The organism is Streptomyces sp. MMBL 11-1 (assembly GCF_028622875.1).
Taxonomy (GTDB): domain Bacteria; phylum Actinomycetota; class Actinomycetes; order Streptomycetales; family Streptomycetaceae; genus Streptomyces.
The window spans coordinates 106986-124949 of sequence record NZ_CP117709.1; the positions used below are offsets into that span (position 1 = coordinate 106986).

General features: G+C 70.4%; 16 protein-coding genes. 10 read left to right on the forward strand and 6 right to left on the reverse strand.

Going from position 1 to position 17964, the window contains the following annotated elements; translation table 11 throughout:
- Positions 1-90 precede the first annotated feature (90 nt).
- The 5 genes from PSQ21_RS00475 to PSQ21_RS00495 all read left to right on the forward strand — a co-directional run bounded on the left by PSQ21_RS00475 (position 91) and on the right by PSQ21_RS00495 (position 5290).
- The gene (locus PSQ21_RS00475; protein ID WP_274028322.1) at positions 91-492 is read left to right on the forward strand and encodes a MerR family transcriptional regulator; all 402 of its coding nucleotides are present in this window, start codon (positions 91-93) and stop codon (positions 490-492) included.
- A gap of 74 nt (positions 493-566) precedes the next feature.
- Positions 567-1793: a hypothetical protein gene (locus tag PSQ21_RS00480; RefSeq protein WP_274028324.1), complete on the forward strand. Its 1227-nt coding sequence runs from the start codon at positions 567-569 to the stop codon at positions 1791-1793.
- Positions 1777-2547 carry a hypothetical protein gene (locus PSQ21_RS00485; RefSeq protein ID WP_274028326.1) on the forward strand — a complete coding sequence of 257 codons (771 nt, stop codon included), beginning with the start codon at positions 1777-1779 and terminating at the stop codon, positions 2545-2547. The genes PSQ21_RS00480 and PSQ21_RS00485 overlap by 17 nt, the downstream gene beginning before the upstream one ends.
- Positions 2548-2730: 183 nt before the next feature.
- The gene (locus PSQ21_RS00490; RefSeq protein WP_443334414.1) at positions 2731-3720 is read left to right on the forward strand and encodes an alpha/beta hydrolase; all 990 of its coding nucleotides are present in this window, start codon (positions 2731-2733) and stop codon (positions 3718-3720) included.
- A gap of 16 nt (positions 3721-3736) precedes the next feature.
- Positions 3737-5290 carry a peptidoglycan DD-metalloendopeptidase family protein gene (locus tag PSQ21_RS00495; RefSeq protein WP_274028330.1) on the forward strand — a complete coding sequence of 518 codons (1554 nt, stop codon included), beginning with the start codon at positions 3737-3739 and terminating at the stop codon, positions 5288-5290.
- 167 nt (positions 5291-5457) lie between these two features.
- Here PSQ21_RS00495 and PSQ21_RS00500 read toward each other — a convergent pair whose 3' ends face one another.
- Positions 5458-7110, reverse strand: coding sequence for a hypothetical protein (locus tag PSQ21_RS00500; RefSeq protein WP_274028331.1), 1653 nt, complete (start codon positions 7108-7110; stop codon positions 5458-5460).
- Positions 7111-7337: 227 nt separating this feature from the next.
- On the opposite strand from PSQ21_RS00500, the gene PSQ21_RS00505 reads away from it, so the two are divergent.
- The 3 genes from PSQ21_RS00505 to PSQ21_RS00515 all read left to right on the forward strand — a co-directional run bounded on the left by PSQ21_RS00505 (position 7338) and on the right by PSQ21_RS00515 (position 9956).
- The gene (locus PSQ21_RS00505) at positions 7338-8423 is read left to right on the forward strand and encodes an NAD-dependent epimerase/dehydratase family protein (RefSeq protein WP_274028332.1); all 1086 of its coding nucleotides are present in this window, start codon (positions 7338-7340) and stop codon (positions 8421-8423) included.
- Between the two features lie 67 nt (positions 8424-8490).
- Positions 8491-8985 carry an NUDIX domain-containing protein gene (locus PSQ21_RS00510; RefSeq protein ID WP_274028333.1) on the forward strand — a complete coding sequence of 165 codons (495 nt, stop codon included), beginning with the start codon at positions 8491-8493 and terminating at the stop codon, positions 8983-8985.
- Complete coding sequence (locus PSQ21_RS00515) at positions 8982-9956, forward strand: mevalonate kinase family protein (protein WP_274028335.1); 975 nt, start codon at positions 8982-8984, stop codon at positions 9954-9956. The genes PSQ21_RS00510 and PSQ21_RS00515 overlap by 4 nt, the downstream gene beginning before the upstream one ends.
- 80 nt (positions 9957-10036) lie before the next feature.
- On the opposite strand, the gene PSQ21_RS00520 is transcribed toward PSQ21_RS00515, so the two are convergent.
- The 4 genes from PSQ21_RS00520 to PSQ21_RS00535 all read right to left on the reverse strand — a co-directional run bounded on the left by PSQ21_RS00520 (position 10037) and on the right by PSQ21_RS00535 (position 14243).
- Positions 10037-11134, reverse strand: a complete 1098-nt coding sequence (locus PSQ21_RS00520) for a radical SAM protein (RefSeq protein ID WP_274028336.1) — start codon at positions 11132-11134, stop codon at positions 10037-10039.
- 67 nt (positions 11135-11201) lie between these two features.
- The gene (locus PSQ21_RS00525) at positions 11202-11981 is read right to left on the reverse strand and encodes a carbohydrate ABC transporter permease (RefSeq protein WP_274028338.1); all 780 of its coding nucleotides are present in this window, start codon (positions 11979-11981) and stop codon (positions 11202-11204) included.
- Between the two features lie 65 nt (positions 11982-12046).
- Positions 12047-12961, reverse strand: coding sequence for a carbohydrate ABC transporter permease (locus tag PSQ21_RS00530; protein WP_274028339.1), 915 nt, complete (start codon positions 12959-12961; stop codon positions 12047-12049).
- The gene (locus tag PSQ21_RS00535; protein WP_274028340.1) at positions 12951-14243 is read right to left on the reverse strand and encodes an extracellular solute-binding protein; all 1293 of its coding nucleotides are present in this window, start codon (positions 14241-14243) and stop codon (positions 12951-12953) included. Before PSQ21_RS00535 ends, PSQ21_RS00530 begins: the two co-directional genes overlap by 11 nt.
- A 315-nt stretch (positions 14244-14558) precedes the next feature.
- Between PSQ21_RS00535 and PSQ21_RS00540 the strand changes: the two genes are divergently transcribed.
- Both PSQ21_RS00540 and PSQ21_RS00545 read left to right on the forward strand, forming a co-directional pair.
- The gene (locus tag PSQ21_RS00540) at positions 14559-15722 is read left to right on the forward strand and encodes a serine/threonine protein kinase (protein ID WP_274028342.1); all 1164 of its coding nucleotides are present in this window, start codon (positions 14559-14561) and stop codon (positions 15720-15722) included.
- Between the two features lie 8 nt (positions 15723-15730).
- Complete coding sequence (locus tag PSQ21_RS00545) at positions 15731-16495, forward strand: HAD family hydrolase (protein ID WP_274028343.1); 765 nt, start codon at positions 15731-15733, stop codon at positions 16493-16495.
- On the opposite strand, the gene PSQ21_RS00550 is transcribed toward PSQ21_RS00545, so the two are convergent.
- Entirely contained in the window at positions 16434-17912 is a 1479-nt protein-coding gene (locus tag PSQ21_RS00550) for a N,N-dimethylformamidase beta subunit family domain-containing protein (protein WP_274028344.1), read from the reverse strand. The two genes, PSQ21_RS00545 and PSQ21_RS00550, sit on opposite strands and share 62 nt — an antisense overlap.
- Between the last annotated feature and the right edge of the window lie 52 nt (positions 17913-17964).

A 17964-nucleotide genomic window follows, 5' to 3' on the forward strand; every position in this document is an offset into this window, starting at 1 on the left:
AGATCGGCCGTGGGGCAGCCGCCCCGGGGCCGGCACCGGCGGGGACGCTCCGGGGGCGTTCCGGGAACGAGAGAGGCCAGAGGCACGGGCGTGGACGGCAAGCACATGCAGATCGGCGAGGTCGCCGCACGGACCGAGCTCTCCCTGCGCACCATCCGCCACTACGAGGAGACCGGCCTGGTCGCCCCTTCCGCCCGGTCCCAGGGTGGCTTCCGGCTCTACACCGAGACCGACGTCGCCCGCCTCATGGTCATCCGGAGGATGAAGCCGCTCGGCTTCACCCTGGACCAGATGCGCGAGCTCCTCGATGCCACGGACCGGCTCGACGGGAACGACCAGCTCGACGCCGGCCGGCGCGAGGAGCTGCTGGCCCGGGTGCACTCCTATCAGCAGGCCGCCGCCGAGCAGGTCGAGAAGCTCCGGGTCCAGCTCGCCCGGGCCGAGGACTTCGAAGCCACCCTCCGCGCCCGCAAGGACGGCGACGCCCGGTAGAGGAGACGGACCGTTGGCGTGACCCCGGTTGTGAGCAGACCATCAAGTGCCGCGGAAAGGGCAGGTACCGGTTGATGGACACCACAGAGCTGACGGAAGCCCGCATCGAGGAGACGAGCAACATCTTGGTCGCCCCCTCGATGTCGCAGGGCACCGACGCGATCAAGGACTTCTTCGGTTCCGTCATCACCCCTGATGATCTCGCTTCGGGCTCGTCCGACGTCACCCACAGGACCGTCTATCTGTGCGGTGACATATCCGCGATCAGCAGCCGACTGCGCTCCGCCGCAAGGGTGTTCGTCGTCCGGGAGCTGTCACACGGCTACCACGAGGGGATCGACGAGCGCTGGGCCCTCATCGGCCTCGGCCGCGTCCCCATCCGCGTACACGGTGCCGGCGTGTACTACCGCCGCTTCTTCGAACGCGACGCCGACCACTTCGCCCGCATCCGCGCGGAGCACACGTTCCAGTCCCTGACGGAGTCCACCAAGCCCGGCACAGCGCACCGCAGCGGAATCTATCTGACGCCCGTCACACGGAACGGTGACGCACTGCGTTTCCGCCTGCTCCGGTGCTCCACGAACCTCTCGGGGCCGACCGAGAACTTCCGCACGACCGACACGCGCGTCGTCGAGGCCCTGAACCGCGAGGCGGCCACCGTCTTCCGAGGCCAGGCGCCGCTGAATCACGTCCTGGCCCAGATCTACCACAACACCCTTGCCACGGCCGGGCGCAAGCAGTCCAAGGCCAAGATCTCGGCCCATGCCGACAAGACCAAGGACATGCCCGTCAACGGCGTCATGGCCTTCTGTACTTTCTATGACCGGCTCGACCATCTGCGCCCCCTGCCCGATGACGCCTTCGACCTCGGCGTGAAAGGCACCAGCGGGCTGACCGCACTGCGTTTCCGTCTCAAGGATTCGGCCGGAGAGCTCCACGGGGCCCTCCTCCCCTCCCGGTTCGACGTGACCCTCTATCCCGGCTCCGTGCTCTTCATGCCGCTGTCCACCAACCGCCTCTACACGCACGAGATCCGGCCCTCGACACTGGACGCCGCGATGCTCCCGACCCGCCTGGGGTATGTGGTGCGCTGTTCGAGCACCGAAGCCGTGCACAGGAACGGTCACACGTTCCTCGACAGGGCCGGAGACCTGGTGAGGCTGGAACCCCCCACAGCGGACGGCATGGACGATCTGCGCAAGCTGTACGCCGAGGAGAACAGGACGTCGTCGTTCATCGACTACGGCGACGACTTTCGCTTCAGCATGAACACGGGAGACTACGTTGCCCCCCGCATCTAGGATCTCGGACGAGATACTCACGTTCACCCTGCCCACCGAGGCGAATCTGTTCGCGGAGCTGTCCACGTCGACGCCTCTGGAGGAGGTGGGAAAGGGCCGACGAGGCGCCGTGCTCACCAGGCCGGACGAGGCGGGTGGTGTACCGCTCGTACGCACGACCACGCGGTACACGAGCCCGGCGCAACGCTTCCGGGCCGTGCACGAACGGCTGGCGCGACACATCCAAGAACACGCGGCGCTTCCGGCCGGCTTCAACAACGCTCTCATCGAGAGCTACACGAGCGCCTACACGAAAATGGGCAGCCATTCCGACCAGGCCCTCGATCTGGCCGACGAGTCCTTCATCGCCGTTCTCTCCTGCTATCAGCACCCCGGAGCGGCCCCGCCGAGGAAGCTGATCTTCGCGTCGAAGGACTCCGGTGACGAGAAGTTCGAGCTCCCTCTGACCCACCACGGTGTCGTCGTGTTCTCCGTCGACTCGAACAGGCGGCTCAGGCACAAGATCGTGCTGGAGAACGCGTCCCGGACGGCCGACAACCCCTGGCTGGGCGTGACGTTTCGAACGTCGAAGACCTTCGTCCGGTATCGCGACGGGCAGGCACACCTCCCGCGCGGTGCGCGCCTCCTGCCGGCCGACGACGAGCAGAGGAAAGAGTTCTACCGGCTGCGACGCCGTGAGAACAACGAAACGGACTTCAGCTACCCCCTCCTGACGTACACCGTCAGCGACAGCGACCTGATGCCACCCGTCTGATGCCTCGGTCCCGAACCTCGCGGGCGGTCGATCCCCGGGCCGGACACCCCTAGGGGACACGAACCGGTCTTGTCAGCCCGTAAGGTTCCGGATACTCCTCACGGGCGAGGGCGGCTAGCTTCCCAACCGCCGGTGTCGCTGGGACGGCAGCCGGGCCCCCAGCCGGCTCGCTCACAGGAGGCCATCTTGACCGCGCAGAATCCCACCCGCAGAAGCATCCTCAAGTCCGCCGGCGGGCTCACCGCCGCGGCGGCCCTGGGAGCCGGCGGCGTTCTCGCGTCGGCGTCGCCCGCCCTGGCGGTCGGCGACGGATTCGGCCTGCACATCACGGAACGCGGCGAGCAGGATCACCGGATGTGGTACTACCGGTTCCAGACCTCCGCCATCGGCGGCTGGACCCCGGCCGTCAACGTCCTGCTGCCCGACGGCTACCACACCAGCGGCCGCCGTTACCCCGTTCTCTACCTGCTCCACGGGGGCCTGGAGGACTTCATCACCTTCGACGCCCATCACAACATCCGGGGCCTGACCGCCTGGAAGAACCTCATCGTCGTGATGCCCGACGGCGGGCGCGCCGGTTGGTACTCCAACCCGGTGAGCACCAACGTCGGGGCCCGGAACTGGGAGCACTTCCACATCGAGCAGCTGATCCCGTGGATCGACGCCAACTTCCGCACCTACGCGGAGTACGACGGCCGCGCGGTCTCCGGGTTCTCCATGGGCGGCTTCGGCGCCCTGAAGTACGCGGCCAAGTACTACGGACACTTCGCCTCGGTCAGCGCCCACTCCGGCCCGGCCAACCTGCGCGGGGGCAACGGCGATCTGGTGACCCACTGGGCCAACGTCTCCTCCGCCGCCGTGGAACTGGGCGGCGGAAGCATCTACGGCATGCCCTTCTGGGACCAGGCCCGGGTCAGCGCGGACAACCCGTGCGAGCGCGTGGAGAGCTACCGCAACAAGCGGGTCTTCCTGGTCGCCGGCACCAGCCCCCAGGACATCCAGGGGTACGCCAACGAGACCACGGTTCTCGCCACCCAGCGGGAGTTCAAGTGGCACCTGGACCGGGCGGGCATCCCCTACGAGCCGCATGAGGTGGAAGGCGGCCACGGGGTCCGCCCGCATCTGCTGGAGCGCGACATCAACGGCGTCATCGCCCGCCTGCGCAAGGCGTGACGGGGAGTCCCGCGTGATGTCCACCCTTCCCCGAGGCCTGTCCGGGCGGTTCCCCGGACGGGTGCTCGGGCTTCTCCTCGCGCTGTCCGTGATCCTGGCACCGGGGCTCGCCGTCGCCCCACCGGCCGGGGCCGCTTCCTCCCCGGTACCGGCCCGGGCCTCCGGCTACGCCGCCGCCTGCCCGGCCGCCGGCTACATCTCGCAGCACTACAGCTGGGAGCACAACGGCATCGACGTCGCCAACGACTACGGCACCCCGATCCACGCCGTCGGCGCCGGCGAGGTGACCATCTCGGGATTCGAACCCGGCTACGGGCAGTGGATCCGCGTTCTGCACCCCGACGGCACGATCACCGAGTACGGCCACATGTACCGGCGGGACGTCCAGGTGGGCGACCGGGTGAGCGCCGGGCAGCGGATCGCCCTGATGGGCAGCGAGGGCCAGTCCAGCGGGCCTCACCTGCACCTTCGGGTCTGGGGGAACGCGGGCGCGTCCGTGCGTGTCGACCCGATTCCCTATCTGGCGGAACGGGGCATCACCATGCCCTGCATACCCGGCAGCCGGCCTGGCCCCGCCCCCCTGGTGTATCCGGCGGAGACGGGTCGTGTGGTGTCGGCGCGGTCGGCGGACGGGCGTCTCGAGGTCTTCGCCGCCGGGGCCGACGGTGTGCACCATGCCTGGCAGGAGAGCGTCAACGGCGCCTGGTCGGCGTGGGAGTTCACCGCCGGGCCCAAGGGAGCGGAGCTGGCGATCGGGCCGAACGCCGACGGCCGGCTCGAGGTGTTCGCGATCAACGGCCAGATCCTCCAGCACCGCTACCAGAACCAGCCCTCCGGCGGCTGGTCGGGCTGGGAGAACTTCGGGGAGGGGGGCCGTGACATCGCCGTGGGCTCCCAGGGCGACGGGCGACTGGAGGTCTTCGCCTCCGGCCCCGAGGATGTGTTCCACCGGTTCCAGACAGCCCCCAACAGCGGCTGGTCGGGCTGGGAGGGGACCGGCGGCGGCCCGGGGCAGAGCCGTATCGAGCTGGCCAAGGCGCCGGACGGCCGGCTTGAGGTGTTCGCCCTCAACGGTGAGGTCTTCCAGCATCTCTACCAGACATCCGTGAACGGTGGCTGGTCCTCCTGGGCGGACTTCGGGACCGGTGGTCATGACGTGACCGTCGACCACAACCTGGACGGCCGGCTCGAAGTGTTCGCCTCCGGGCCCGTCGGCGTCTTCCACCGCTACCAGACCGGCCCCACCAGCTGGTCCGGCTGGCAGGAGACCGGCGGCCTCGCGAACGCGCAGCTGACGAGTCAGCGCACCGCCGACGGGCGGGTCGAGGTGTTCGCCGTCAACGACGGCGAGGCCCAGCACATGTGGCAGACCGGTGCGAACGCCTCCTACGGCCCGTGGGAGTCCTTCGGCACCGGTGGCACGGAGATCACCGCGGTGGCCAACGCCGACGGCCGGATCGAGGTCTTCGGGACCAATCCCACCGGGGTCTACCACCGCTGGCAGACCGGCTTCTCCACCTGGTCCCCGTGGGGCTGGCTCAAGGACACCGCGGGACCCGCGATCGGCTGACGCCCAGCGTTCGTCCGCCGCCTTCTCACGCATCCGTTCAGCGGGCGCCACCCGCCGCGGGCGTCCGTGAGCGGGAGCCGCCCTCGCGCTCCCGCTCACGGACGATGCCGCGGAGGTCTCCTTCGCGCCCCCTCGCGCCGCCGGTCCGCCGACGGCGCGAGGGGCCGTCAGAGGGCGTCAGCCGGGTCGAGCAGGATGCCCTCGTAGGCGAGCCACTGGGCGAAGGCGTGCAGCCCCCGGCCCATCGCCGTCCCGGGCGTCCAGCCGGGGACCCGGGGGGCGGCGGCCGGGATGCGCCACCGCGCCGCGCCGTCCGGCGCCTCCTGTACCGGTACGGGGCGCACGGAGTCGTGCACGGCCCCGGCCAGCTCCAGGGCCGTGCAGGGCTTCTCGGGCGCGACCACCAGGTTCCGCCGGGCCGGTCGGGTGCGCAGGACGGCCTCGATCGCGTCGGCGAGGTCGTGGACGTAGACGGGGTGGACTTCGGCGTCGGGGTCGCCCTCGACGGTGACGGGGCGGCTGCGCAACGCGTCCCACACCATGCGGCCGATCGGGGTGCGGTGCGAACAGCCCGGACCGTAGACCTCGCCGACGTCCAACGTGTACGGGTCGGGGTCGTTCCGCGGACGGACGGTCACCCGGGCTTCGGCGGAGTGGAGTCGCGTCAGGTCGATCACGGCGTCGGCCCGCACGCCCCGGTCGGCCAGCCTGCGTACGAGGTGTTCACCGAGCGGGGTCGCCGCCCCGCGCCAGACGGGGCCGCCCTGCCGTCGGGCGCGTGGGCGGTGCTCGGAAGCGGCCTCGCGCCCGGCCAGGAGCGCACGTCGCGCCACCTCGGCCAGCGGTGCGCGGCGCTCCGCGATGTGCTCCTCGGTGCTGGTGTTGCTGATGCCGCCGGGGCCGATCGTCGCGACCGCCTCCGCGTACGCCTCGGAAGTCGGGGACGGCTCGGGCAGTCCGGCGCGGGCCGCCTCGAACCCCATGGTGAGGGCCGTGAGCCAGGTGCCCCGGACGTCCGGCTCGACCGGCTGGCGGCCCGGCGGGCGCAGGAGAGCGGCCGGTAGTCCCGCCCCTTGGAGGTACTGCTCCGCGTCCAGGTGCAGCCAGCGTTCGGGTCCCGGGCCCGGGACCCGGACCGCGCAGCGTGCGGCACCGTACTTGAAGAACGGGAGCACCGTCAGGCCGTCGAGGGTCCGCCCTTCCTCTCCGGCGCGGTCGCCCGGCAGGAAGCAGACCGAGCGGCGCGGGCCGCGGAAGGCGTTGCCGGAGATCGAACCGCGGTCCTCGTGCTCCGTGAGGTTGGGTGCGGCGACATAGCGTGGTACTCCCTCGTTCCGCAGGTAGCGGTGCATCAGGATGTCGTCGGGCCAGCCGCCGAGCCGTTCTCCGCCGTAGGTGACGAAGCCTTCGGCGACCGGGCGCGGCAGTACGATGGCCACGCACGGGAAGTACTCGTTGACGGCGCCGACCCAGCGGGCGCCCGCCAGCGTGCCGAACCGCACGGCCGCCCCGTTGCGGGAGTCCCAGAGGGCGAACAGGGCGAGCGCCGCGTCGGGATGCTCCTCGATCGCGCTCCGGACCCGCTCGAAGAAGGATTCGGACAACCTCATGTCGTCCTGTACCACCAGTTGATGCGTGGCCCCTTCCTCGATCGCCGACCACGCGGTGAGCGCGGTGCGCAGGACGGAGGGGGTGCCGGTGGGGTCGGGGTCCATGACGACCCTCAGTAATCCGGAAGGTGCGCTCCGGGCCAGCTCCTCGGCTGCCGCACGGCGTCTGGGGTGTGTCATGACCACCGCGCTGAGTCGTTGACGTGCCATACGTCCTCCCTCGATCCGGATCCGCCGGCCCCCCGTCGGGCGTCCGTCGGAACCCTTGCCCAGCAACCGGATCCGGACAGTACGGAGGGTGTCGGCGGCCCGCAAGAGTGCCGAAATGGCCCTCTGGCAGACGGGTGACGTGCCCGTGGATGCTTGCCTGGCCCGCCGGGACCCCCGACCGGTCGGCACACCTCTCCCCCGATGCCCGAAACCCGAAAGGTGCTTTCATGCCCGCGTCACCCCGTTCGACCGCCACCACCACCGATGCCGTGGACGAGACCGTCCGGTCCCGGCTCGGCAAACTCCGCGATGCCCGCGTCGTCGTGACCGGTGGGGGCGGCCTCGTCGGCAGCAGGCTGACGGCGCTGTTACACAGCGCGGGCGCGGTCGTCACCGTCCTGGACCGTATGGACGCCTACCCCGAGTCCGGGCACGAGACCTTCGGGGTGGCGCGCAGTGGGGCCCGGCTCGTCGTCGGCGACGTGCGCGACGCCGACACCCTGGGCCGGCTGCTGCGTGAGGCCGACTTCGTGGTCCACGCGGCCGCCTACGCGGATGTGGCGGCCTGCACCCGCCGCCCCGACATCGCCTTCCGGGCCAATGTGGAGGGAACGCAGGTCGTCCTGGAGCAGGTGGCCAGGCACCCGGTCCGCCGGCTGGTGATGGTCTCCTCGGCCTCCGTGTACGGGGACGGTGTGCCCTCCGTCGAGGGGCCGCAGGTGTTTCACGAGGATCAGCCGCTCCACCCGGTGTCGGTGTACGCCAACGCGAAGCTCTGGGCCGAGCACCAGACGCGGCTGATGCTCGGCGGCTCCAGCGGTACCGAGCACGCGGTGGTGCGCTACTTCTCCGTGTACGGCGAGCCCCAGATCCCCAAGCCGGGCAGCCACTCCTGGATGGTGCCCTGGCTCTCTCTCCAGGCGCGCCTCGGCCGGCCGATGCGGCTCAACGGAGGGGGGAACCAGGTCCGCGACCTCATCCACGTCGACGACGTCGCCGAGGCGACCGCGCTCGCCCTGATCGAGGAACAGATGGCCGGTCGGACCGTCAACGTGGGTACGGGCAGGCCCACATCCGTCCGTGAGGTCGCCGACCTGATCGCCCCGTACTTCCCCGGCGCACGGCAGATCACCACCCCGAGGCCGGAGGGCGACCCGCTCGGCGGCTACGCGTCGACCGAGCTGTCCCGCGAACTGCTGCGCTGGGAGGCGGGCATCGAGGTCCGGGAGGGCGTGGACCGGTATGTGCGGTGGCTGCTCGCCACGCCGGAGGCCATGCCCGGCTGGCTCGCCGACCCGGCCGGTGAGGAGTGACAGGCTGCGCACCGAGGGGCCCGCGGCGGGCGGGACGCGCGGGACGACGAAGAGGACGCGTACGAGGATGAGTTACATCGGTTCCTACATCTGGTCGTTGCGCCAGAAGGTCGGTTCGAGGACCCTGCTGGTGCCCGGCGCCCAGGTGCTGCTGCTCGACGCCGAAGGCCGGGGGCTGTTCCAGCAGCGGACGGACAACGGACTCTGGGAGCTCCCGGCCGGCGCGTGCGAGGAGGGCGGTGACTTCGCCGACGCGGCCGTGCGCGAGGTCGCCGAGGAGACCGGCCTGCGGGTGGAGAGGGAGGAGCTAGTGGCGTTCGGGTCGCTCTCCGATCCCCGCGTGCACACCCTGACCTATCCGAACGGCGACGTGACCCACTGCTTCGCCCTCTGCTTCGTCACCCGACGCTGGTCGGGTGCGCTGGCGCCCGGGGCCGACGAGGTGCGGCAGGCCCGGTTCCAGCCGCTCGACGCCCCGCCCCGGCCCCTGCACCCGCCGACAGCGGTGGTGCTGTCCATGTACGAGAGTTTCCGCACGGAGGGAAGGTTCCAGGCCCGGTGAACGCCATTCACGCGATACGAGCGACGGTGCCGTGCCGGGCCTGCCTGTCCGGCGAGGACCTGGACTGGCTCGGCGGAGGCCGCTCGGTCAGCCTCGCGCTCGACCTGATGACGACCGTGGAGGCGGGCCCCGGTCCGGCGCCGGAGGACGGGGCGGCGGACGGCTGGCCGGGGGAGGTGTGGGCGTTCCTTCGTGAGCGGCTGCCCGGTCTCGCCCCGCGGCCGCCGGCCGTCACCGTACACAGCGATGCTCCGGCGGCGAGCGGCCTGTCGTCCTCCACGGCGCAGATCGTGGCGCTGTTCCGGGCATTCACGGACCGGTCGTTCACCGGTCGGCACGTCGGTGACCGCACGATCGCCCAGTGGGCGTACGAGTTCGAGTTCGCCGTGTTCCACGGCGGCGGCATGGACCATCTCGCCGTCGTCGAGGGCGGTGCCCTCCTCCTCGACGGCCGCGAGCGTGGCCTCCCGGCCGTGCGCGAGCGGCTGCCGTTCCCGGACGCGTGGCGGGTCGTCGTCGTGGACTCCGGCACCCGCAAGGACACCCGGCACCACATCCGGGACGTACGGGCGCAGCTCGCGGCCGGCGATCCCGCGCTCGCCGCCTACCGGGCGGTGGCGGACGAGGCGTCGGAGCGTGTGTGGGAAGCGCTGCGCGACCGGGACCTGGTGGCGCTCGGGGCCGCGATGGTCCGCGCCCACGAGGCCATGCGGGACCACCAGCGGATGTCGACACCGCTGCTGGAGGAGGTGCGTGCTGTCTCGCAGCGGGCCGTCGGTCTGCCGCTGAAGCTCAGCGGCGCGGGCGGGGGCGGTGCGCTGGTGGGCGTCTGCGCGGCCGGCACCGTGGCGGAGACGGCGGAGCGGCTCACGCGGGCGCTGCGCGTCTCCCACCCGCGGGCCCGGGTCATACCCGTGTCGGCGGCCCCCGGCTCGGTCGGGGAGCCGGTGCCCGCCGAGAGGGGCCGGTAGGCGTCCGGCGGATCGGGGCCGCACGCCCGAAGCGTGTCGTCACCCTGTCGCCCGGCGGGCGGCAGGGTGACGACAGGCCTTTAGAGGAACGGGTCGTAGTCCTCCGCGAGCGGTAGCTCGCCGGCTCCCCGGTCGATGCGCTCCAGCTCCAGGTTGGAGCGGTGGCGCGCGCAGTGGAACCGGCAGTCCCGGCTCGGGTCGATCATCCCCCGGTCCGAGTCCCGCCAGATGTCGGCGAGGTTGTCGGTGACGGCGTCGCCGATCCGGGCGAGCGGATTGCCCCGGTGGTAGGCGCAGACGTACACCCCGGACGGGGTGACCAGGGTGCGGAGTTCGGAGACCCTGCAGCGGTCGTACTCCTTGGGCTGGACAGGCCCCACGTGGTTGCGCAGGGCGGTGAGGGTGGAGGAGTTGACGAGCTGGAAGGTGTCGCTCTCCAGGCGGGCGGCCTCGGCGAGCTGCCGGTCGACGGATTCCACCACCTCCTCGGGGACCTGAACGATGTGGTGGTCGTCGTCGAACATGGCCTTGGTCTCGAAGTAGTCACAGCCGATGTCGTGCGCGAGTTCGGCGGCGCGCAGCACCTCGTGGTGGTTGGTGACGGTCCGCCCGTCGGGTTCCCGTCGAGACATCACCAGGAAGGAGTAGCCCAGCGACCCGGTCTTCTCGGCGGCGAGCAGCCGCATGTTCTCGACCACTTTGTCGAACACGCTGCGGCCCTTGCGGTCGGGCCGGAACAGACCGTACGTCTCGGCGGTGCCGGCGTCCATGGAGACGCGGACCCAGGTGGCGTACCGGGCGAGCTCGGTGAGGTTCTGCCGGATCATGGTGCCGTTGGTGACGACCCCTATGGACAGGCCCGCTTCGCCGAGTATGCGTAAGACGTTCCGTGTGCCGCGATGGGCCAGGGGTTCGCCGCCGCCGATGAGGACCACGCCCCTGACGGACATGGTGACGAGTTCCTCGGCGAGGGCGGCGAGCCGCTCGGGGGTGAACCGGCCCTGGTTGAGGAGCTTTCCGCTGATGCACTCGGGGCAGGCCAGGTCGCAGAACGTGGTCGGGTCGAGGTCCACGACGAGCGGGGCACTGGAGGGTTTGCCGGTGGCGGCCTCAAGGACCCGAGGCCAGTCCGTGGGCTGGTACAGCTTGGAGACGAGGTCGAGGCGGTCGTGCGTCACAGGGTTCTCCTCTGCGGGTGAACAGGGTTGTGCCGACATGTCGTTCCGGTGCGGGCAGGCAGGCGTGTCAGCCCTTGACCGCTCCGGTGGCGAGCCCCGCGGCAATCTTGCGATGGACGGCCAGAAAGAACACGACGACGGGCAGGGCGGTGAGCGTGGCACCCGCCATCAGTCCGCCGTAGTCGGTGCCGAAGCTGGTCTGGAAGGAGACCAGCCAGATGCTGAGCGTCTGTTTCTCCGGGGTGGAGAGCAGCACGTAGACGAGGACGTACTCGTTCCACGCCTGGACCATCGCGAACACGGAGGTGGCGACGAGCCCGGGGGCGAGCAGCGGCAGGACGACGCGGACGAACGCGGTGAGCCGGCCGCAGCCGTCGACCATCGCGGCCTCTTCGAGCTCCACCGGGATCGTGGCGATGAAGCCGTGCAGCATCCACACGGTGAACGGCAGGGTGAAGACGAGGTAGACGAGGATCACACCGCCGAGGCTGTCGGTGAGCCCGGCCTCGTTGAGCAGCAGGTAGACGGGGATCACCAGGGCGGCCAGGGGGATCATCTGAACGGTGAGGATCACGACGACGAACGCCTTGCGGCCGGCGAAGCGGAAGCGTGCGAGGGCGAACGCCGCGAGGGTGCCCACCACCAGGGAGACGAGGACGGTGCCGAGCCCGATGACGGCGCTGGAGCGGACGTTGGCCCAGAAGGTCTCGGTGCTCATCGCGCGGGTGAAGTTGGCGAGGGTGGGGCTGCTCGGCCAGAACGCGGGCGGAAGGCTGAGGATCTCGCTCGCCGGCCGGAACGCGGTGAGGACCATCCAGTAGACGGGGAAGCCGATGACAGCGGCCACGAGGAGCGTGAGGAGATCGTAGCGGCGCCGGTGCCGGGAGTTCTTCCTGTGCCTGCGTCCCCGGCTCACTCGGTCTCTCCCAGTTTCATCATCTGCCGCAGGTAGACCACGGCGCCCGCGAGCATCAGGACGACGGTGACCAGGGCGATGGCGGCACCGACGCTGTAGCGGTTGACGGCGAAGGACTCGATGAAGGCGTGCACGCCGAGCAGGTAGTACTCGCGCTCCGGCTGGCCACCGCGCATCAGCCAGATCTGGTTGAAGACGCCGAAGTCCCAGATGGCCATCAGGGTGGTGACCATCACGAACAGCGGTTTGACCACGGGGAAGGTGACGTAGCGGAAGACCTGGAACGGTCGGGCTCCGTCGATGACGGCGGACTCCTCCAGCTCCGGCGGCACCTGGGCGAGCGCCGCGTGCAGACTGATCGCGGCGAAGGGCAGCGCGCCCCAGACGACCACCCCGGTGATCACGGCGAACCCCTGCCACGGGTCGGTGAACCAGTTGTGCCGTGCGAGGTCGATTCCCGGCAGGGCCGAGAGGAACCAGTTCACGACGCCGTAATCGGCGTCGAAGAGCCAGCGGAACACGGCTGCCGCGACCATCACCGGCATCGCCCACACGGCGACGAGCACCCCGGCGAGGACCGCCCGGGCCCACGGCGCGGCCCGCCGCATCAGCAGGGCGACGAGGAGAGCGCAGCCCATCGTGAGGGTCACGCAGACGACGGTGAACAGGGCCGTGCGGCCCGTCACGGTCCAGAAGAACCTGTCGCCGAGGATCGTGCGGAACTGGTCGAGCCCGGCCCAGGGCGGGGTCTCGCCGCTGAACAGCTCCTTGCGCGTCATGTCCTGGAACGCCAGGGTGACCATGTCGACCAGCGGATAGGCGAGAACGACGAGGAGCGCGATCAGGGCGGGGGCGATCAGGAGGTAGGGCAGGACGGGGCGCGGTGAGCGCCGGGCCGGATCAGCGCTCATTGATCACGGCGTCGATCCTGCGGTCGGCCTCGCGGGCGGCGTCCTGGACGGAGTCCTTTCCGGTGGCGATGCGTTCCAGCATCTCCGGCAGGATGTTGGACTTCTCCACCGAGGTCCAGCCGGGAGCGAGAGGCGTGACCCAGCCGCGGGCGGCGGCCTGGGCGGCCGCGCCGTTGATGCCGTCGGCGGCGACTTCGCGGAGCTGGACGGTGTTGTTGGGGAGGGTGTTCGCGTCGATGAGCCGCTGCTGCGACTTCCGGTCGGTGAAGAGGCGGATCCAGTCGGAGGCCAGGTCCTGGTTCCGCGACTTGGCGGGTACGGCCAGGGTGGAGCCGCCGAGGAACGGCGGGAGCAGTTCTCCGGACGGGCCGGGGAAGGGGAAGGTCGCGAACTTGCCCTTGAGCCGCGGATCGCCGCCGGAGCGGGCGTCGGCGGCGGCCTGGGCCTCCCAGGTGTTGCCGTAGAAGACGCCGACCTTGCCCTGTCCGACGACCGCCGGCTGGTCGCCGTTGTCCTTCGCCCGGTCGCCGACGTAGTAGTCGTCCAGGAGCTTCTTCCAGGCGGTGAGCCCGGCGACGGACTTCGGTGAGGAGAGGTCGCCGTGCCAGCGGCCGTCCTTCTCGACCGCCATCTCGCCGCCGGCGTCCTTGACGAAGGCCATGGCGGCGTACCAGTAGCGGCCGGGCATGTAGAGGGCGGAGAAGGCGGGGTCCTCGGTGCCGTACTCCTTCTTGAGCCGGTCGAGGGCGGCGATCAGCTCGGGGTACGTGCGCGGGGCGGCGGCCAGGCCGGTGCGCTCGAAGTAGTCGGTGCGGTAGACACCGACGCGCGCCCCCACGTAGTACGGCACGCAGTACGTCCTGCCGTCGAGCCGGCAGGCGTCGGCGAGCGCCGGCAGCCACTGCTCGGACTGGTCGAAGGTCTTCGGGTCGACCGTGGCGAAGGCGTCGTTGACGATGTAGTTGGTGGTCTCGCTGTTCCCCATCTCCACCACGTCGGGCGCGTTACGGCCCGCGAGGACGGCGTCGAGCTTCTGGTTCTTCGTCGTCCACTGCTGGTACTGGACATCGACCTCCACACCGGGGTGCTTCTTCGTGAACCGGGCGTTGGCGGAGGCCACCAGCTCCGGCCAGCTCTCGCGTGCGTCCACCGTCAGCCACACCGTCAGCCTGCTGTTGCCCCGTTCACCTGATGTGTCCTGTCCACCCGAGCCGCATCCCACCGCCGCGAGAAGCAGCATGACTCCCAGGGCGACGGGTCGGCGCGATCGGGTCAGGGCCATGAATTCCTCCGGACGTGGTGGGTCAAGGGCGTACCGGGCTCGGGCAACGGTCCATTCACTACCCCGCTGACCGCGCTACTCAGCGGCGACACGGAGTTTCGGCCGGAAGGCGACGGTGGGCGTCCCTCCGAACGGTGCGGCACGCACCCGCTGTGCTGCGCGGATGCCGTCCGCGGCCGGAGGGGCGGCGGACGCACTCAGGCCACGCTGACGTGAACAGCACGGTGGGTAGCGGAGGGGCTCTTGACGGTGATGGCTCCGCACCCGCAGTTTGGCCCCTGCGGTACTCCACGACCCCGATCGAAGGGCTTGTACGTGACCGACCAGAGGACGACCGCCCCCGCCGCGCCCGAACGCCCCGTGCGGGTCAACTCGTGGAACGGCTGGGACCCGCTGCGCCATGTGATCGTCGGCCGTGCGGAGGGCACGGTGGTGCAGGCCCCCGAGCACGCGGTGCGCCGCGCCTACCCGGACGACGGCTTTCCGCTGGGGACGTACGGGCCCATGCCGGCGGACATGGTCGCCGAGGCCGAGCAGCAGCTCGACGACTTCTCCGCCATGCTGCGGCGGCGCGGCATCCGCGTGGATCGCCCCACCCCGATCGACTTCTCCCAAGAGGTGTCCACGCCGGAGTGGACCCATGAGTCGATGTTCGGCTGCATGCCGCCCCGGGACCTGCTGCTCACGGTCGGCAACGAGGTCCTCGAAGCGACCATGTCCTACCGCAGCCGCTGGTTCGAGTACCTCTGCTACCGGCCGGTGCTCCAGGAACTCTTCGATCACGACCGGCGGATGCGCTGGGAGGCGGCGCCCAAACCGCGGCTCACGGACGCCTCGTACAACACCGGGTTCTGGGACACGTACAACGACCTCCCGACGGCGGAGCAGCTGGCGCGGGTCCGCGACTACGACCTGGTGCTCACCGAGGCCGAGCCGCTCTTCGACGCCGCCGACGTGGCGCGTTTCGGCAAGGACCTCTTCGTACAGCTGTCGTTCGTCACCAACAGGAGCGGCTACGACTGGCTGCGCCGCCACTTCCCCGACCATCGGGTGCACGCGGTGACCTCGACCAACACCCATCCGCTGCACATCGACGCGACCTGGGTGCCGCTGCGGCCCGGGCTGGTGCTGCACTGCGGTGAGCGGCTCGCGGACGCCGAGCTGATGGAGTTCTTCAAGCTCAACGACTGGGAGATCGTCGAGGCCGTCCAGCCGGCCAGCTGGGACCATCCGCCGAAGCTGTCGTTCTGCAGCCCCTGGCTCGCCGGGAACATGCTGAACCTCGACGAGAACACGCTGTGTGTCGAGGAGAACGAGGTGCGTCTGGCCGAGCAGTTGTCCTCGTACGGCTTCGAGATCGTGCCGGTGCCCTTCCGGGCGGTCGGGCCGTTCGGCGGCGGGCTGCACTGCGCGACCGTCGACATCGAACGGGACGGCGATCTGCAGGACTACTTCCCCCGCCGGTACGGCCGGTTCTAGGGGCCCCCGTGACGGTGGTGCCGGACGGGATCGAAGCGGTCGTCTTCGACTTCTACGGGACGCTCGTACGGATGGTCCAGCCGCTGCCGCCCGACCATCGCGGCATCTTCGCGCGCCGCGGCCTTGCCGACCAGGGTGAACGCTGGGGAGACCAGTGGTCGGTGGGCCCCGGCGAGGGCGAGGAGCACGCCGCGCACTCGGTCGACGAGATCACGTACGTGACGTGGGAGCGTGACCGGCTGAGGCGCCGTGCGCGGGCCTGTGGCGTACCGGAGCCGGAGCTCGACGGCCTGGTCACCGAGCTCGACCGGGCGATGAAGGCGGTCAGGCTCGAGCCCTACGCGGACGTGCCCGGAGTGCTCGCCGCGCTCCGGGCGCGGGGCCTGCTCGTCGGGGTGTGCTCCAACTGGTTCTGGAACCTGGAGGAGTGCGTCGCGGCGGTCGGACTCGCCGGGGCCGTGGACGTGGTGGTGGGCTCCGCGCGCACGGGCGCGCGCAAGCCGCATCCGCTGATCTACCGGACGCTGCTCGACCGGTGCGCGCTGCCGGCGGAGCGGGTGCTGTTCGTCGGGGACATGTGGGCGCCCGACGTGCTCGGTCCGCTGGCGGCGGGAATGCGGGCGGTGCATCTGTACCGCCCGGACCGGGCGGTACAGGGCACCGCGCCGCCCCTGCCGGAGCGGGCGGCGCGGGTCTTCGGCCTGCGGGAGCTCATCGCGACGGGCGGGTCCGGTCACTTCGACGGCTCAGTCGGTCGAGGAGGTTGCGGGTGACGCGGACGACGGCGGGATCCTGTTCGTGTCCGCAGACCACGGGCCAGTCCGTGGTGCCCGCGGTGAAGACGGTGCCGCCCGCGGTGTAGATGCCCATGGTGGCGGCGCGCGGGCTGGAGATGGTCTTCTCCCGCACGACGGCGTTCCAGTGCCCCCACTTGAAGTGGTGGAAATCCTCGTGCACCGGTTCGAGGACATGAATTCCCAGAATGAGGAAGGATTCCGGAGTTCCGTCCTCCCCGGTGGCGTGGGCTGTTCCGTCCGCGTCGTAGAAGAACGCGGCGCCGTCGCATTCATATCCGATGAGGGGTGTTCCGGCCCCCAGCCGGTCCGCTTCGCCTCCGCCGGATCCGTCGCGCAGGCCGGTGCCTTCGTAGATCCAGTGGTCGGCGTGCTGCACGGTGTATCCGACCCGGGGGCGGTCGCCGGGCCACTCGGTGGCGGGCCACATTCCGCCGTTGCGGAAACTCACACCGGTGAGGGCGTTCTCCGGAATTCCGACGCCGTCGGGCGCCGGGGCCCACCATTGGTCGGTCGCGGGGAGGTGGGGGTACTCCTCACCGACATGGTGGTCGGTGTCGGACACGAAGGCCGTGTTGCCGTCCGTCGGATGCACGCGCCACCAGCAGGTGTTGGCGCTGAGAAAGGCGATGTTTCCGCCGTCGCGGACGAATCGTTCCGCCTGGTCACGCATCGCGGCGCTCCAGTATTCGTCGTGCCCGACGCTGAGGAGGAGGTCGTACGAGGAGAGCAGTTCGGGGTTCTCGTGCAGATCCAGGTCGGTGCAGAACTCCACGGGGTACTCATGGCGGTCGAGCCATGCGATGAACGGGGCGTCCCAGTACGCGAGGTCGATGACGCCGCCGGGGCGGTGGAAGCTGACCTTGTGGCCTCGGGGCCCGTCGGTGGCGCCGGCGCGGTGGACGGGGTGGTCGTAGAGGCTGACGGCGCGCTCCAAACCGGGCCGGTCGGAGCGGTTGTAGGCATGCCGCGTGAAGGTGGACTTCTTGTAGAGGACGCGGGAGTGGCCGCCGGCGACGCGGGGGCGCACGATGAAGAACTCCCGCCCGTGCCCTTCGAGGTGCTCCGCGTCGAGCAGAGGCGGCTGCGCGGCGCGCCCCGGGCCGCATTCGACGAATTCGACCAGATGGACTCCCGGCTGCCAGCCCTCCGGTACGGCGTGGGAGAGCGGCGGCCAGTTCCAGTCGTCGGAGGGCGAAGCGCGGCCGGCCGTCCCATCGGGATGGGCGGGCGGGGGGTGTTCGGCGCCCTGGTACTCCCCTGTTTCCCCCACGAGTGCGAGTTCCTGGCCGAGCCGGTAGAAACGGAGACGGAATCGGGGGGCATCGGTCGAGACATGGACCGATAAAGCGTCCCCGACCGTGACGCTTTCACGTCCGATATAGCCTTCTATCATGGCGCTCATGCTAGGCAGCGGTCAGACGGGCGACAACGGCGCCTTCAATCAG

What these genes read in the sequence shown, in the direction of transcription:
- PSQ21_RS00530 (WP_274028339.1), bottom strand. Translation starts at nt 12,961, where the DNA reads ATGAGCGCTGATCCGGCCCGGCGCTCACCGCGCCCCGTCCTGCCCTAC.
- PSQ21_RS00500 (WP_274028331.1), bottom strand. Translation starts at nt 7,110, where the DNA reads ATGGCACGTCAACGACTCAGCGCGGTGGTCATGACACACCCCAGACGC.
- PSQ21_RS00505 (WP_274028332.1), top strand. Translation starts at nt 7,338, where the DNA reads ATGCCCGCGTCACCCCGTTCGACCGCCACCACCACCGATGCCGTGGAC.
- PSQ21_RS00535 (WP_274028340.1), bottom strand. Translation starts at nt 14,243, where the DNA reads ATGGCCCTGACCCGATCGCGCCGACCCGTCGCCCTGGGAGTCATGCTG.
- PSQ21_RS00480 (WP_274028324.1), top strand. Translation starts at nt 567, where the DNA reads ATGGACACCACAGAGCTGACGGAAGCCCGCATCGAGGAGACGAGCAAC.
- PSQ21_RS00550 (WP_274028344.1), bottom strand. Translation starts at nt 17,912, where the DNA reads ATGATAGAAGGCTATATCGGACGTGAAAGCGTCACGGTCGGGGACGCT.
- PSQ21_RS00495 (WP_274028330.1), top strand. Translation starts at nt 3,737, where the DNA reads ATGTCCACCCTTCCCCGAGGCCTGTCCGGGCGGTTCCCCGGACGGGTG.
- PSQ21_RS00510 (WP_274028333.1), top strand. Translation starts at nt 8,491, where the DNA reads ATGAGTTACATCGGTTCCTACATCTGGTCGTTGCGCCAGAAGGTCGGT.